This is a genomic window from Sphingobium phenoxybenzoativorans (assembly GCF_001757355.1).
Taxonomy (GTDB): Bacteria; Pseudomonadota; Alphaproteobacteria; order Sphingomonadales; family Sphingomonadaceae; genus Sphingobium; species Sphingobium phenoxybenzoativorans.
In genome coordinates, this window is record NZ_MINO01000052.1 from 14,719 (window position 1) to 28,193 (window position 13,475).

Sequence of the window (13,475 nt, forward strand, 5' to 3'; positions counted from 1 at the left end):
TATTAATTTCGAAATTGGCTAAGCCTTGCTTGGCATTATCAGAGCTCGGCAAACTGGATCGTGCGACCGTAGGTCAATACACTTATCCGCCCTAGGCATGGCGATTCGCGGGCCAATTGACGGGATGCGCAACACGGCGACACCGACAGGACTGTCAAGGACTGCGCCGTTTCGCCCTGTGGCGCGGGCGGCGGGGTCCAGCCTCAATGATCCCTTGGTCGTTTCGAAGGATCTGCGCGTCGATGAGCGCCCTGGCGACAAGCTCTGAGCGCTTGTAGACGCCGTAACGCTGCTTTGCGTGGGAGACGAAATAGCGCACCGAGGTCTCGCTCAGACCGAGTATCTGGCTGATCTCCCAATCGCTCTTGCCGACGGCGACCAATGCCGTGCATTGAGCTTCGCGGCGCGTGAGCCTGGGTACGTCATGTCCGCGCGAGGCATGATGTAGTCTGAGGCCCGCCTTGAACCCGAAGGCAGCGACGATGTGGAGCGTCGTCAGTAGCGATGGCGAAGCCATGATCGGCTCCGCGCGTGCGAAAGTGCAAGACGCATGGGATTCGCTCGGTATGTGGAGCGGCACGGTGACACCGTGGACGAGACCATGCAGCCGCGCTTCTTCGAACAGGGCTGATTGTGTGCCTGTGAGATCGACATAACCGGGAATCTCGTCCCAGCTGAACGGGCGGTCCAGCAACTGGCTCACCTCATAGACTGGATCGATGACGTACGCGTGGCTCTCGGTGTAGAAACGCACGAACTCCGCCGGATAGTTGGTAATAACCAGCGCCCGTTCGACCAAGCGTGGGAGGCCGCCATGTTGGATCATCGCGACATAGGGGAAGCCCATTTTCGTGGCGGCATCAGCTAAGGCGGCGAGCAGCGCTTCCATTGAAGAAGCGGCATTGAAGCGTGAGAGTGTCTCACGCATTCTGGCATTGACATACATGGCATCCTCCTTGGGTTGTGTTGGCCGTGCACCGGCAAACGTGCCAGAAGAAGCCGTTGTGATACCTATGGGAGATAGGGGGCATTCACAGCCGTCAGCCAGCGCTATGGCTGACGCGTGAGGCTGCTAGGGCAATCGTGGATTCGCTGTTTCGAAAACCTGGCTCAGGATCCGCGACACCGCCGCCGGTATTATTCTCCTGCGAAACCTGCGCGGAACCGTTCGGCAATCGTTAGTCTGAAGCATCGTTACGATGTCCCACGCAATTTGGTGTTCTGACATTCGACTGCCTCCTCACGCCATCGTGCCGATGGTTCGCCGGAACCGCGCCAACGCAATGGCGAAGAAGATCGCGCCGATAGCAATGATAGCCAGGAACTGGGGCCAGACCACGTCAAAGCCCGCGCCCCGGTAAAGGATGGCCTGCGCCATCTTCACGAAATGGGTGGTGGGCGCGGCCAACATGACCGTCTGGACGAACTCCGGCATGCTTTCGCGCGGCGTCGAACCGCCGGACAGCATCTGCAACGGCAGCAGCACCAGCATCAGCAACAAGCCGAACTGCGGCATGGAGCGCGCGATCGTCCCCATGAAGATGCCGATGGAGGTCGTGGCGAACAGGTGCAGCCCCGCTCCGGCGAGGAACAGCGCGATCGACCCTTCGACGGGAACGGACAGTACCCCTTCCACCATCACGAAAAGCGCGAAAGCGCAGGCGACCAGGACAACGAGCCCCATGGCCCAGACCTTGCTGGCCATGATCTCGAACGGCGTCACCGGCATCACTAGCAGGTGTTCGATCGTGCCGTGCTCGCGCTCGCGGATCAGGGCCGCGCCCGTCAGCACGATCGACAGCATGGTGACGCTGTTGATGATTTCCATGACCGCGCCGAACCAGCTTTGCGCCAGCGTAGGATTGAACCGCACGCGCAGCGCCAGCTCGACCGGGACCGGCGTGCTCGCACGCGTGCCTTTCATGAATTCGGCAACTTCGCCCTGCACGATCTGCTGGATGTAGCCGCCGCCCGTGAAAGCCTGGCTCATCCGCGTAGCGTCAACGTTGAGCTGCAAGCCGGGTTGGCGTCCCGCAAGTACGTCTCGCTGAAAATCGGGCGGGATGTCGAGAGCGAACGTATAGCGCCCGGCATCCAGCCCCTTGTCCACTTCGTTCAGTCCCACGATCGAAGGGGGCGTGAAGTGCGGCGGATAAAAGGCGCCGGTTATCCGGCTGGAAAGCTGCGACTGGTCTTCATCGACGATCGCGATAGGCGCCTTGTGCAGCGTTTCCGGCATGGCGGTTGCCGCGACGTAGATCCCCACCGAGAACGAATAGAGGATCAGGAACAGCATCATCGGATCGCGCCACAGGCTGCGCAGTTCCTTGATGCCGAGCCGGTAGATGTTGGCCGCGTGGCGCATATCAGCTCTCCTGCTTACGCAGCAACGCGACACACAGCGCCAGGATGACGGGAAACGTCGCGAACAGCACGAGAAGGTCAGGCCAGAGGTCGGCGAAGCCCAGCCCCTTGGAAAAGACGCCGCGGCAGATGGTGACGAACCAGGTCGCGGGATATATCGATCCGATCACCGCGCCCGCCCCCTCGAGCGAGGACACCGGGTTGATCAGGCCGGAAAACTGCACGGCGGGCAGGATCGTGCCGATGGCGGTGGCGAACATCGCGGCAATCTGGCTGCGCATGAAGATGGAGAACAGCAGGCCGATGGCCGTCGCCGACAGCGTATAGAAGAGAGCGCCCAGCGTCATCGCGAGGAAACTGCCCGTCAACGGCACACCGAACATCGTGACGGCGAGGAACACCAGCAAGACATAGTTCAGCATGGCGAGCGCGACATAGGGAAGCTGCTTGCCCAGCAGGAATTCCACCTTGCTGATCGGCGTCACGTAGAAATTGACGATGGAACCCAGCTCCTTTTCCCGCACCACGCTCAAAGCCGTCAGCATCGCCGGGAACAAGAGCAGCATCATCGGAATCACGGCCGGCGCGATGGCTACAAGGCTTTTCACGTCCGGATTGTAACGATAGCGCAGCTCGATATTGACGAGACCCATCGATGGCCGCGCACCTGTTTCCTGCACGGCCATTTCACTGAGCCAGTGGGCATGCAGGGCCTGGACATAGCCTTGCACGGTCTCGGCCCGCTGCGGCATGGCGCCATCGACCCATACACCGATCTGCACCGGCACGCCCCGGCGCAGGTCGCGCGCGAAATTGGGCGGAATCTCCAGGGCCACGCTCAGTTCGCCCGAGCGCATCCGCCGGTCCAACTGGCTATAGTCGGTGATCGGCGGCCGTTCGATGAAATAGCGCGATCCGGCCAGGTTGAGGACGTAGTTCTCGCTGGTGGTCGTGCCGTCGCGGTCCAGCACGGCGAACGGCAAGTCCTCCACGTCCATGCTGATGCCATAGCCCATGATGAACATCAGGATGACGCTGCCCAGCAGGGCCAGGGTGGCGCGGATGGGATCGCGGCGCAATTCCAGCCCTTCGCGCCGGGCATAGCTCATCATCCGGCGCCGCATGAACCATGGGGAGCGGGCCGGTGCAGCCGAAATGTCCTGATCGGCCGCGGCAGGCGCGCCCGCAGGAACCGGATCGTCCCTCTTTTCTGTCGGCGTCTCGCCGCTCGCATCCTGAAGATAGGCGATGAACGCTTCTTCCAGGTCCGCCGCGCCGCGGTTCTCGACAATGGCGGCGGGGGTGTCGCTGACCAGCACCTTGCCCGCATGCATCAGCGATATGCGGTCGCACCGCTCCGCTTCGTTCATGAAGTGCGTGGAAATGAAGATCGTCACCTTGTCGCGCCGGGACAGGTCGATCATCATCTGCCAGAACTGGTCCCGCGCGATCGGATCGACGCCGGACGTCGGTTCATCCAGGATCAGCATTTCCGGCTTGTGGATCATGGCGACGGCTAGGCTGAGCCGCTGGCGCTGGCCCAGCGGCAAGGCGCCGGGCAACGCATCCATGATGCCATCCAGGCCGAACCGCTGCGCCATTTCCCTCACGCGGGCCGGCACTTCCCCGGCGGGAACATGGAAGAGCTGGGCATGCAGCTCGAGGTTCTGCCGGACCGTCAGTTCCGAGTAGAGCGAGAAGGCCTGGCTCATATAGCCAACGCGCCGGCGCGTCGCCATGTCGTCATTCTCGACCTCGCGGCCGAACAGCCAGGCCTGGCCTTCGCTGGCTTTCAGCAGGCCGGTCAGCATCTTCATGGTGGTCGACTTGCCGCAGCCGTTGGAGCCGAGGAATCCAAAGATCTCGCCGCGCTCGATGCGAAAATCGACATGATCGACTGCCGTGAAATCACCGAAACGCATGGTGAGCCCCTGCGCCTCGATGGCGATCTCGGCCTCGCCGCCGTCGCTGCGCGGCGGAATCTCCACCGGCTTGTGCCCGCGGCGGCGCTCCTCGGGAAGCATCGAGATAAACGCCTGTTCCAGCGACTGTTCGCCGGTGCGTGCATAGAAGTCGGCTGCGGTGCCGGTGGCCAGCACCTTTCCCGCGTCCATCGCGATTAGCCAGTCGAAGCGTTCGGCCTCTTCCATATAGGCCGTGGCGACCAGCACGCTCATGTGCGGGCGGTTCGCGCGGATGCGGTCGATCAGATCCCAGAATTGCGCGCGCGACATGGGATCGACGCCGGTTGTCGGCTCATCCAGCAGCAGGAAATCGGGATCGTGGATGAGCGCGCAGCACAAGCCGAGCTTCTGCTTCATGCCGCCCGAAAGCTTGCCCGCCGGGCGCTTGCGGAACGGCGCGAGGCCCGTGCTTTCGGTGAGGTCGGCAATGCGGCGCTCGCGTTCGGCCGCGTCCTGCCCGAACAACCGCCCGAAGAATTCGAGATTTTCGTCGATGGAGAGCGTAGGATAGAGGTTCTTGCCCAGCCCCTGCGGCATATAGGCGATGCGCGGACACACGGCGTTGCGGTGGCGGGCCTCGGCCATGTCGCCGCCCAGCACCTCGACCCGGCCCTCCTGGATGGCTCGCGCGCCCGCGATCAGGGAAAACAGGCTGGACTTGCCGACGCCGTCCGGGCCGATCATCGCCACCATGCGCCCGGCGGGGATTTCAAGATTCACATCATCGAGCGCCAGCACCTTGCCGTAATGCAGGCTCACGCCCGAAACGCGGGCGACAGCTTCCGTCATTGCGGCACGTTGACGGTCAGTTTCGCGGGCCATTCGGATTTCGGATCGATCCGCACATAGGCCATGCCCGGAAGGCCGGTCTTGACCTGGGTGATATAGCGATCGAGCAACTTGCGATCGATCTGCGCCTTCACGCGGAACATCAGTTTCTGGCGCTCGCTTTGCGTCTCCACCGTCTTGGGCGTGAACTGGGCCACATCGGCAACGAAGCTGACTTTCGCAGGGATCGCACGATCCGGAAGCGCATCGAGCACGATGCGTACATCGCTGCCCAGCGCCACCTTGCCCGCGACCGTTTCCGGCAGGAAGAAGGTCATGTAGACGTCGCCCAGATTGACCAGGTTGAGCACGCGCCCGCCGCCACCCACGACTTCGCCCGGCTGGGCGACGCGATATTGCACGCGGCCGGCCGTCGGCGCCTTGAGGTCGCTGTCGCGGATATCGGCCTCGATCCGCTGGATGGTGGCGCGCACGGCATCGACCTGCGAACGCGCGCCGATCACCTGGTTGCGCGCCGTCGTGATCGCCGCGTCGACGGCCGCGAGTTGGGCGCGAGCGGCCTCCACTGCCGCCGCCGCGCCTTCGACGCGGGCCTGATCGTCATCCCGTTCCTGCACGGCGGTCGCACCTTCTCGCGCCAGCGTTTCCGATCGCGCCAGCCGCTTGCGCGCCGCGTTCAGCTCCGCCTCACGCTGGCGGACGCCGGCGAGAGCCGCCGCCCGGTTGCTCTGCTGCTGCGCGACCTGGCTGGTCGCGATCTGGATGCCGTTCAGCGCCTGCGCCAGTTGCGCTTCGGCTTCGGCCCTCTGGGCACTCAGCACGTCCGTATCCATATGGGCGACGACTTGCCCCGCCTGCACGAACGCGCCTTCGTCGACCAGGATTTCGCGGATGCGGCCGGGCGATTTGGCGGAAACGTCGATTTCAACCGCTTCGATCCGGCCGTTACCGCCGACGATGCCTTCGGGCAAATCGCCGGGCTTGAGCACCTGCCAAAGGAGCAGAGCTACAACGACGAGCGCCGCCGCGATGCCGCCCCTGATGAGCCATGTCTTCCGGGACGCCGTCATCGCCTGTGTTCTCCGCCTTGATCGTTGCTGTCGTGGACGACTTCGGCGGGAAAGCCCCCGCCAAGCGCCGCGTAGAGGGCTATGCCGCTCGCCAGATGAGCGCGGCGCAACTGGATCAGCGCCTGTTCGGTGTCGAAAAGGTCGCGTTGCGCGTCCAGCACTTCCAAATAGGCCGAACGCCCGTTGTCGAACCGCAACCCGGCCAGCCGAGCCCGTTCGCGCAAGGCGTCCAGCGAGCTGCGCGCGGTGTCGATCCGCAACGCCAGTTGCCGGCGCCGGACCAGCGCGTCGGAAACATCACGAAACGCGCCCTGCACGGTCTTTTCATAGCTGGCCACGGCTTCGACCTGCCGCGCTTTCGCCAGATCGAGGTTGCCGGAAAGGCGGCCCGCATTGAACAGCGGCAGGGCGATCGTCGGGGTGAAGCTCCACGCGCGGCTCCCGTCGCCGAACAGCCCGTCGAGATCGGAACTCGCCGTGCCGAAGGCACCCGTCAGGCTGATATTGGGAAAGAACGCCGCCCGCGCCGCGCCGATATCGGCGTTGGCCGCCCGCAATTGATATTCCGCCGCCACGATATCAGGCCGGTTGACCAGAAGGTCGGAGGGCAAGCCCGGCGGAAGGGCGATATCCGGTCCGGTTTCGGCAAGACCGAGGGGCCCAGGCACGATCTCCACGGGCCGCCCGACCAGCAGCGCCAGCGCGTTGCGGTTCACGTCGCGGTCCTGCTCAAGCGCTTGCAGCGCATCCTGCGCCTGCGCCAGCAGCAACTGCGCCTGGGTCATTTCGAGCTTCGAGCCGGACCCGACTTCATAGCGGCGGCGCATGATCCGCAGTGAGTCCTCGCGCGTGACGATCGTCCGCCGGGCAAGCGCGAGGCGTTCCTCATATTCGCGCTCCAGCAGATAGCCATTGGCGACCTGCGCGATCAGGCCGGTGGCAACGGCGCGCTTCGCCTCTTCCGTCGCCAGATAACGATTGCGCGCGGCGTCGTTCAGGTTGCGCAGACGGCCCCAGAAATCGATTTCCCAGCTCGCGCTCACCTGCGCGGTGACCTGCTTGATGTCATAGCTCTGCGTGCCTGCGCCCGGCAGGCTGATGATGGAACGACCCCGCGTGCCGGTGCCGACGGCGTTGAGTTCGGGATAGAGCGCCGATCCCTCGATACGCCAGGCCGCGCGCGCCTGATCGACGCGGGCCGCGGCGATACGGATATCGCGGTTGTTCTCCAGCGCGGCCGCGATCAGCACACGCAGATGCTCTTCCCGGAAGAAATCATGCCAACCGATCCGCGCGATGGACGCGCCCAGCGCGGCTGGCGCGGGATAGTCCTGCGGCACCGGCTGGGCCGGCCGGACATTGGGCGGCGCGAAGGAACAGCCGGACAGGAAAGATGGCACGATCATCGCCGCCATGACGGCCCGGAACCCGCATAAACGGCCAGTAATATGAGCGCTGCGAGCCATCTAGTCCGGTTCCATTCTGGTTCAAACAGGCGGTACGCCTATGGGCAAGCACCTCTCCGGACTATTAGTATCTACACTTAGTGGTTTTGATATTGCCCGGTATCACTTGCCGATCAAGCGCGAAAGCTGGAATGAAGCAGCGATGGGCCGCGAGCGATTCATGAAAGATGACGGCGCCGCATCGGGAACCGGCTCGCGTCTGCCTGCCCGCGATCCCAGGGGAGGAAGGCCGCCACAGGAGGTCGCAGCCCGGCTTGGACATCATATCCTCGAGACGGCGCTTGCCCAATTCATCGCCGGCGGCGTCGAGGGTACGAGTATGGAAGCTATCGCCGCCGCCGCACAGACATCGAAGCGAACGCTCTATTCCCGCTTCGGCTCAAAGCTCGCCCTGCTCGTCGCCGCCATGGAACACAGCCTTGCCCGCTATCTCGATCCGATCGCGGCATCGGTCCCTCGAGGAAGCACCCGCAAAAAAATCGCCTATATCGCTCGCAGGATGCTCGACCTGTCGCTTCAAGGCGATGTCGTGGGCATCGAAGCGCTCATCATCTGGCTGGCAAACCACAATCCGGGCATGATGCGGGCACAGCCCGCGATCGGCACCCAGTTCGGCATCGATCTGATGCAGACGATCCTTGCCGAGGCGAGCGAACCGAACAGCGAGGAAGCAGGCGATCTTCCGTTCCTCGCTGCTTTTCTCTTCGACGCGCTGGTCACCGTGCCGCGCCAGCGCATCCTGCAGCGCCATGATCTGCACAACACCACCCGGACAAAGGCTGCCTATATCGAGCGAGCGCTCGACCTCATGGCAAAGGCCATTCCGTTCCTGAACGAAGGGCGCGGTAACCGCCTCACATCCTGAAGCCCTCGCCAAGATAGCGATGCCGGACTTCGGGGTTGTCGAGTACCGCTTCTGGGCCGCCCTCGAACAGCATCCTGCCCTGATCGATGATATAGGCCCGCTCGACCAGTTCGAGCATCTCATGCACATTGTGGTCGGTCAGAAGGATCGCCACGCCTTCTCGCTTGAGCTTTCGCACCATCGCCTTGACGTCGGCGATCGACATGGGATCGATGCCCGCGAACGGTTCATCGAGCAGGATGACCGAGGGCGCTGCCGCCATGGCCCTGGCGATCTCGCAGCGCCTGCGTTCCCCGCCGGACAACCGCTGTGCGGGAACGTCGCGAATGTGGGCGATATTGAACTCGGCAAGAAGTTCATCGAGCCGCGCGGCAGCTACATCGCGATCGGCGATATGCAGTTCGAGCACGGCCGCGATATTCTCCGCAGCCGTCATGCCGCGGAAGATCGATCCTTCCTGGGGAAGATAGCCGAGGCCCAGCTTCGCTCTTCGATCCATGGGAAGCGCGGTGACATCCTGACCGCCAATCTCGATCCTGCCGGCATCCACGCTCATCAGGCCGGCAATCGCATAGAAGCAGAGCGTCTTGCCGGCCCCGTTTGGCCCCAGAAGCCCCACGATTTCGCCTGCCCGCACTTCGAGCGCGACATCGTCAAGCACCTTCCGCTTGCCAAAGGACTTCTCGATCCCGGCGATCGAAAGAACCGTCGGCGCGCGCTCGACTGCGACCGGTCCGATTGACGCGGGCGCAAGCGGCTCGCTCTCCGAACGCGCGGCCGGCGATACGAGTTGGGCATCATGCCCGAGATTTCCGCCAAGGTCCCTCAAAAGCCGGGTCAGTACGCGTCTCCATCCCGGCCGGCCAGCACCAGCGCAACCGCTGCCATCATGGCGATCTCGCGGATCATCCATTCTCCTTCAATTTCCCGCAAAATTGCCCGGGATGACGACCGCCGTACACTGTATCTCCAGGCAATGCATCGCCATCGTGAACTATACCTAGTGGCTTTACGCTCAATGATTGAGGCTCCTTTTTCTCCAGCAGGCCATGGCCGAATATCCCCGCGCCCGCGGTTGCGACTGGCCGTCAGACAGCCGTCCGGTCGCAACCAAGCTCCGTGCGGCTTGCATTCTATCTTACCTATGCAGTACCGTTCGGCATAAGAAGAACCGGGAGGGGCGGCCCAAACATCTGCTGTGGAATCCTGTCGGAGAGACGAGGCACCTTCCAGCGGAACTCGGAGTATATAGTCATGGCCACGTCCCCTCCGCCTTCCGACGATCCGCTGGACGGAATCAGCGAAACGCTCGACCGCACGGCATCGGCGGCCATCGCGCAGACGACTTTCGGCCTTTCGCCGGCCACGCTCCTGCTTGCCATGGCCGATTGGGGGATTCATCTCGCCACGTCGCCGGGCAAACAAATGCAGCTTGGCGCCAAGGCCATCCGCAAGCATGCCCGGCTTTTCGACTATCTGCAGCGCCGCATGGAAGACAGCGAGGCCGAACCGGCCATCGAACCATTGCCGCAGGACCGGCGCTTCGCCGATCCCGCCTGGAAAGAATTACCTTTCAATCTCGTCGCTCAGGCCTTCCTGCTCAACCAGCAATGGTGGCACGCCGCGACGACAGGCATTGGCGGTGTCTCGAAACATCATGAAGACATGGTGGAATTCGCCGCACGGCAGATGCTGGACATGCTCGCGCCGACCAACTTTCTCGCCACCAATCCCGTTCTCCAACACAAGATCGCGGAAACAGGTGGCCAATGCCTGGTCGACGGCTTCCGGCACCTGGTCGAGGACATGCAGCACATGGCGCGCGGCCTGCCGCCGGTCGGCGCCGAAGCCTTTCGCGTGGGCGAAAACGTCGCCACGGCCAAAGGCAAGGTCGTCTACCGCAACAAGCTGATCGAACTGATCCAGTATGAACCGACCACGGACACCGTGCGGCCCGAGCCAATCCTGATCGTGCCCGCGTGGATCATGAAATACTATATTCTCGACCTGTCGCCCGAGAACTCGCTGGTCCGCTGGCTGACGGCGCAAGGCTTCACCGTGTTCATGATTTCGTGGCACAATCCCGGCAGTGCCGACCGTGACCTCGACATGGACGCCTACCGGCACCTCGGACCGATGGCGGCGCTCGATGCGGTGACGGCGATCACCGGCGCGACGGGCATCCATGCCATGGGCTATTGCCTGGGCGGCACGCTGCTCTCGATCGCGGCCGCGGCCATGGCGCGCGACGGAGATGACAGGCTCGCCAGCGTCACACTGCTGGCCGCACAGACGGAATTCAGCGAGCCGGGGGAATTGGGCCTGTTTATCGACGAAGGCCAGCTCAACCTGCTGGAGAACATGATGTGGAGCCGGGGCTATCTGGACAGCAGCCAGATGGGCGGCGCCTTCCAGATCCTGCGTTCCAACGATCTGGTCTGGTCGCGTGTGCTCGCCACCTACCTGATGGGCGAGCGCGAACCGATGAACGACCTCATGGCCTGGAACGCCGACGGCACACGGATGCCCTATGCCATGCACAGCCAGTATCTGCGCCGCCTGTTCCTCGACGACGACCTGGCCGAAGGAAAATACCGGGTGGATGGGCGAACCATCAACCTTGCCTCCATCCGCAAACCGCTGTTCGTGGTCGGAACCGAGCGCGATCATGTCGCGCCATGGCATTCCGTCCACAAGATCCACCTGCTGACCGGGGCCGAGATCACTTTCGTCCTGACCAGCGGCGGGCACAATGCCGGCATCGTTTCGGAACCGGGCCACAAGGGCCGCCGCTACCGCGTGTTGACCCGCGAGGTCGACGGCACCTCCTACGATCCCGAAGAATGGGCAAGCCGCGCCGAGCAAAAGCAAGGCTCATGGTGGACGGCGTGGGGAGAATGGCTGGCCGCGCGTTCGGGAGAACCTGGTGCGCCGCCGCCCATGGGCGCAGCGGACAAGGGCTATGCGGCGATCGCCGATGCTCCCGGCCATTATGTGCTGGAGCATTGAGCAATGACTGACGGAACCATGATCGAGAACCGCACCTTCGACGAGATAAAAGTGGGCGATACCGCCAGTATCTCGCGCACGCTGACCGAAGAGGACATCCAGCTTTTCGCGCTCGTGTCCGGCGACGTGAACCCGGCGCATATGGACGCCGACTATGCCGCGACCGACATGTTCCGCCGCGTCATCGCGCACGGACTATGGGGCGGCGGTCTCATCTCCGCCGTGCTGGGCACCGAACTGCCCGGCCCTGGCGCGATCTATCTCAGCCAGTCGCTGCAGTTCACGCGGCCGGTAGGCCTTGGCGACACGATCACGGCGTCGGTGACGGTGGCGGAAAAACGCGCGCACCATGATATCCTGTTCGATTGCCGCTGCGTCAACCAGGACGGCGAGGAAGTCATCAGCGGCCAGGCCGAAGTCAAGGCGCCGGCCGAGAAGGTCCGCCGCCCCCGTGCGGCGCTGCCGGAGGTCAGCCTGCGCGACCATGACGGCTACCGCAAGCTGATCGAGATGACCGCCAATGGCGTGCCGGAACCGACGGCGGTGGCTCATCCCTGCAGCGCGGCCGCCATGCTGGCCGCGATTGAAGCCGCCGAAGCCAATCTCATCATGCCGATCCTGGTCGGGCCGGAAGCGAAGATCCGCAAGGCGGCCGAAGACGCCGGCAAGGACATTTCGCCTTTCCGCATCGTATCCGCCGCCCATAGCCACGAAGCGGCGGCAAAGGCCGTGGACCTGGTGCGCGGCGGCGAAGCGAAGCTGTTGATGAAAGGCTCGCTCCATACCGACGAATTGATGGGCGCCATCGTGCGCTCCGCCACGGGCCTGCGAACCGAGCGCCGGATCAGCCATGCCTATGTCATGGACGTCCAGAACCATCCGACACCGCTCATCATCACGGATGCCGCGATCAACATCGCGCCGACACTCGAGGAGAAGGCGGACATCATCCGCAACGCCATCGACCTTGCCCATGTCATCGGCATCGCGGAACCGAAAGTGGCGATCCTTTCCGCCGTGGAGACTGTCAATCCCGCGATGCAATCCACACTCGACGCCGCTGCCCTGTGCAAGATGGCCGATCGCGGTCAGATCACGGGCGGCGTGCTGGACGGACCCCTGGCTTTCGACAATGCGATCAGCGAAGCCGCCGCGAAGGAGAAAGGCATCGTCTCGCCGGTGGCGGGCAAAGCGGAAATTCTCGTCGTGCCAAACCTGGAGGCTGGCAACATGCTGGCCAAGCAACTCACCTTCCTGGGCGGTGCGGACGCGGCAGGCATCGTGCTGGGCGCGCGCGTGCCGATCATCCTCGCCAGCCGGGCCGACAGCCTGCGCACCCGCCTCGCCTCCTGCGCGGTCGCGGTGCTGATGGCGCGCGCCGCCACCAAGGCCGCGCCCGGCCTGCCGGGGACGGCGAGCGCATGAAAGCCGTCGTCGCGATCAACTCCGGTTCGTCCAGCATCAAGTTCTCGCTGTTCACGCTCGATGGCCGGGACGGGCTGACGCTCTCGGCAGGCGGCAAGATCGAGAAGATCGGCATCGCGCCCAGCCTGCGGGCCCGCTCCGCGACGGGAGAAATCCTCATCGAGCGGGACTGGCCGGACGGCGCTGCGCTCAGCCATGCGGATCTCCTGGCGGACCTCTTCGCCTGGGCGGGAGATCATCCGCTGGAAGGGCGGGACGTGATCGCCATCGGCCATCGCGTGGTGCATGGCGGCCTGGACTTCGTCACGCCCCGCCTGGTCGATGCCGACCTGCTGGACAGGCTGGAAACGCTGTGCCCCCTCGCCCCGCTGCATCAGCCGCACAACCTCGCGGCGATCCGCGCGATCGCGAAGCTGAAACCCGACCTGCCGCAGGTCGCCTGCTTCGATACGGCCTTCCACCACGACAAGCCGGACGTCGCCTCGCGCCTGGCCATCCCGCGCAAGTTCCACGATCAGGGCAT

At 63.9% G+C, this 13,475-nt stretch carries 9 protein-coding genes and 1 pseudogene; 4 read left to right on the plus strand and 6 right to left on the minus strand.

Annotated features, from left to right (window positions below):
* Positions 1-154 precede the first annotated feature (154 nt).
* From BHQ40_RS18390 to BHQ40_RS18410, 5 genes are all read right to left on the minus strand, one after another.
* Complete coding sequence (locus BHQ40_RS18390) at positions 155-946, minus strand: helix-turn-helix transcriptional regulator (RefSeq protein ID WP_021246285.1); 792 nt, start codon at positions 944-946, stop codon at positions 155-157.
* A 294-nt stretch (positions 947-1,240) separates the two neighbouring features.
* A complete protein-coding gene (locus tag BHQ40_RS18395; RefSeq protein WP_021246284.1) occupies positions 1,241-2,365 on the minus strand; it encodes an ABC transporter permease in 1,125 nt (374 codons plus the stop codon).
* Between the two features lies 1 nt (position 2,366).
* Positions 2,367-5,117, minus strand: coding sequence for a ribosome-associated ATPase/putative transporter RbbA (rbbA, locus tag BHQ40_RS18400; RefSeq protein ID WP_021246283.1), 2,751 nt, complete (start codon positions 5,115-5,117; stop codon positions 2,367-2,369).
* Entirely contained in the window at positions 5,114-6,187 is a 1,074-nt protein-coding gene (locus tag BHQ40_RS18405) for an HlyD family secretion protein (protein WP_021246282.1), read from the minus strand. Before BHQ40_RS18405 ends, rbbA begins: the two co-directional genes overlap by 4 nt.
* Positions 6,184-7,653 carry an efflux transporter outer membrane subunit gene (locus tag BHQ40_RS18410; protein WP_210766564.1) on the minus strand — a complete coding sequence of 490 codons (1,470 nt, stop codon included), beginning with the start codon at positions 7,651-7,653 and terminating at the stop codon, positions 6,184-6,186. Before BHQ40_RS18410 ends, BHQ40_RS18405 begins: the two co-directional genes overlap by 4 nt.
* Positions 7,654-7,813: 160 nt before the next feature.
* Here BHQ40_RS18410 and BHQ40_RS18415 point away from each other — a divergent pair, with 160 nt between their 5' ends.
* Positions 7,814-8,518 carry a TetR/AcrR family transcriptional regulator gene (locus BHQ40_RS18415; RefSeq protein WP_081659801.1) on the plus strand — a complete coding sequence of 235 codons (705 nt, stop codon included), beginning with the start codon at positions 7,814-7,816 and terminating at the stop codon, positions 8,516-8,518.
* On the opposite strand, the gene lptB is transcribed toward BHQ40_RS18415, so the two are convergent.
* Entirely contained in the window at positions 8,508-9,431 is a 924-nt protein-coding gene (gene lptB / locus BHQ40_RS18420; protein ID WP_062066091.1) for an LPS export ABC transporter ATP-binding protein, read from the minus strand. The genes BHQ40_RS18415 and lptB overlap by 11 nt on opposite strands.
* Before the next feature lie 341 nt (positions 9,432-9,772).
* On the opposite strand from lptB, the gene BHQ40_RS18425 reads away from it, so the two are divergent.
* From BHQ40_RS18425 to BHQ40_RS18435, 3 genes and pseudogenes are all read left to right on the plus strand, one after another.
* The gene (locus BHQ40_RS18425) at positions 9,773-11,527 is read left to right on the plus strand and encodes a PHA/PHB synthase family protein (RefSeq protein ID WP_021246278.1); all 1,755 of its coding nucleotides are present in this window, start codon (positions 9,773-9,775) and stop codon (positions 11,525-11,527) included.
* Positions 11,528-11,530: 3 nt separating this feature from the next.
* Positions 11,531-12,952 (plus strand): bifunctional enoyl-CoA hydratase/phosphate acetyltransferase, encoded by a 1,422-nt coding sequence (locus tag BHQ40_RS18430; RefSeq protein WP_021690796.1) that lies wholly within the window; start codon positions 11,531-11,533, stop codon positions 12,950-12,952.
* A pseudogene (locus tag BHQ40_RS18435) lies at positions 12,949-13,475 on the plus strand (acetate/propionate family kinase); the annotation flags it as partial. The gene BHQ40_RS18430 and the pseudogene BHQ40_RS18435, both read left to right, overlap by 4 nt.

Coding starts and splice junctions, on each gene's coding strand:
- BHQ40_RS18405 (WP_021246282.1), bottom strand. CDS start 6,187: ATGACGGCGTCCCGGAAGACATGGCTCATCAGGGGCGGCATCGCGGCG.
- BHQ40_RS18390 (WP_021246285.1), bottom strand. CDS start 946: ATGTATGTCAATGCCAGAATGCGTGAGACACTCTCACGCTTCAATGCC.
- lptB (WP_062066091.1), bottom strand. CDS start 9,431: ATGGATGATCCGCGAGATCGCCATGATGGCAGCGGTTGCGCTGGTGCT.
- BHQ40_RS18415 (WP_081659801.1), top strand. CDS start 7,814: ATGAAAGATGACGGCGCCGCATCGGGAACCGGCTCGCGTCTGCCTGCC.
- rbbA (WP_021246283.1), bottom strand. CDS start 5,117: ATGACGGAAGCTGTCGCCCGCGTTTCGGGCGTGAGCCTGCATTACGGC.
- BHQ40_RS18425 (WP_021246278.1), top strand. CDS start 9,773: ATGGCCACGTCCCCTCCGCCTTCCGACGATCCGCTGGACGGAATCAGC.
- BHQ40_RS18410 (WP_210766564.1), bottom strand. CDS start 7,653: ATGGCTCGCAGCGCTCATATTACTGGCCGTTTATGCGGGTTCCGGGCC.
- BHQ40_RS18395 (WP_021246284.1), bottom strand. CDS start 2,365: ATGCGCCACGCGGCCAACATCTACCGGCTCGGCATCAAGGAACTGCGC.
- BHQ40_RS18430 (WP_021690796.1), top strand. CDS start 11,531: ATGACTGACGGAACCATGATCGAGAACCGCACCTTCGACGAGATAAAA.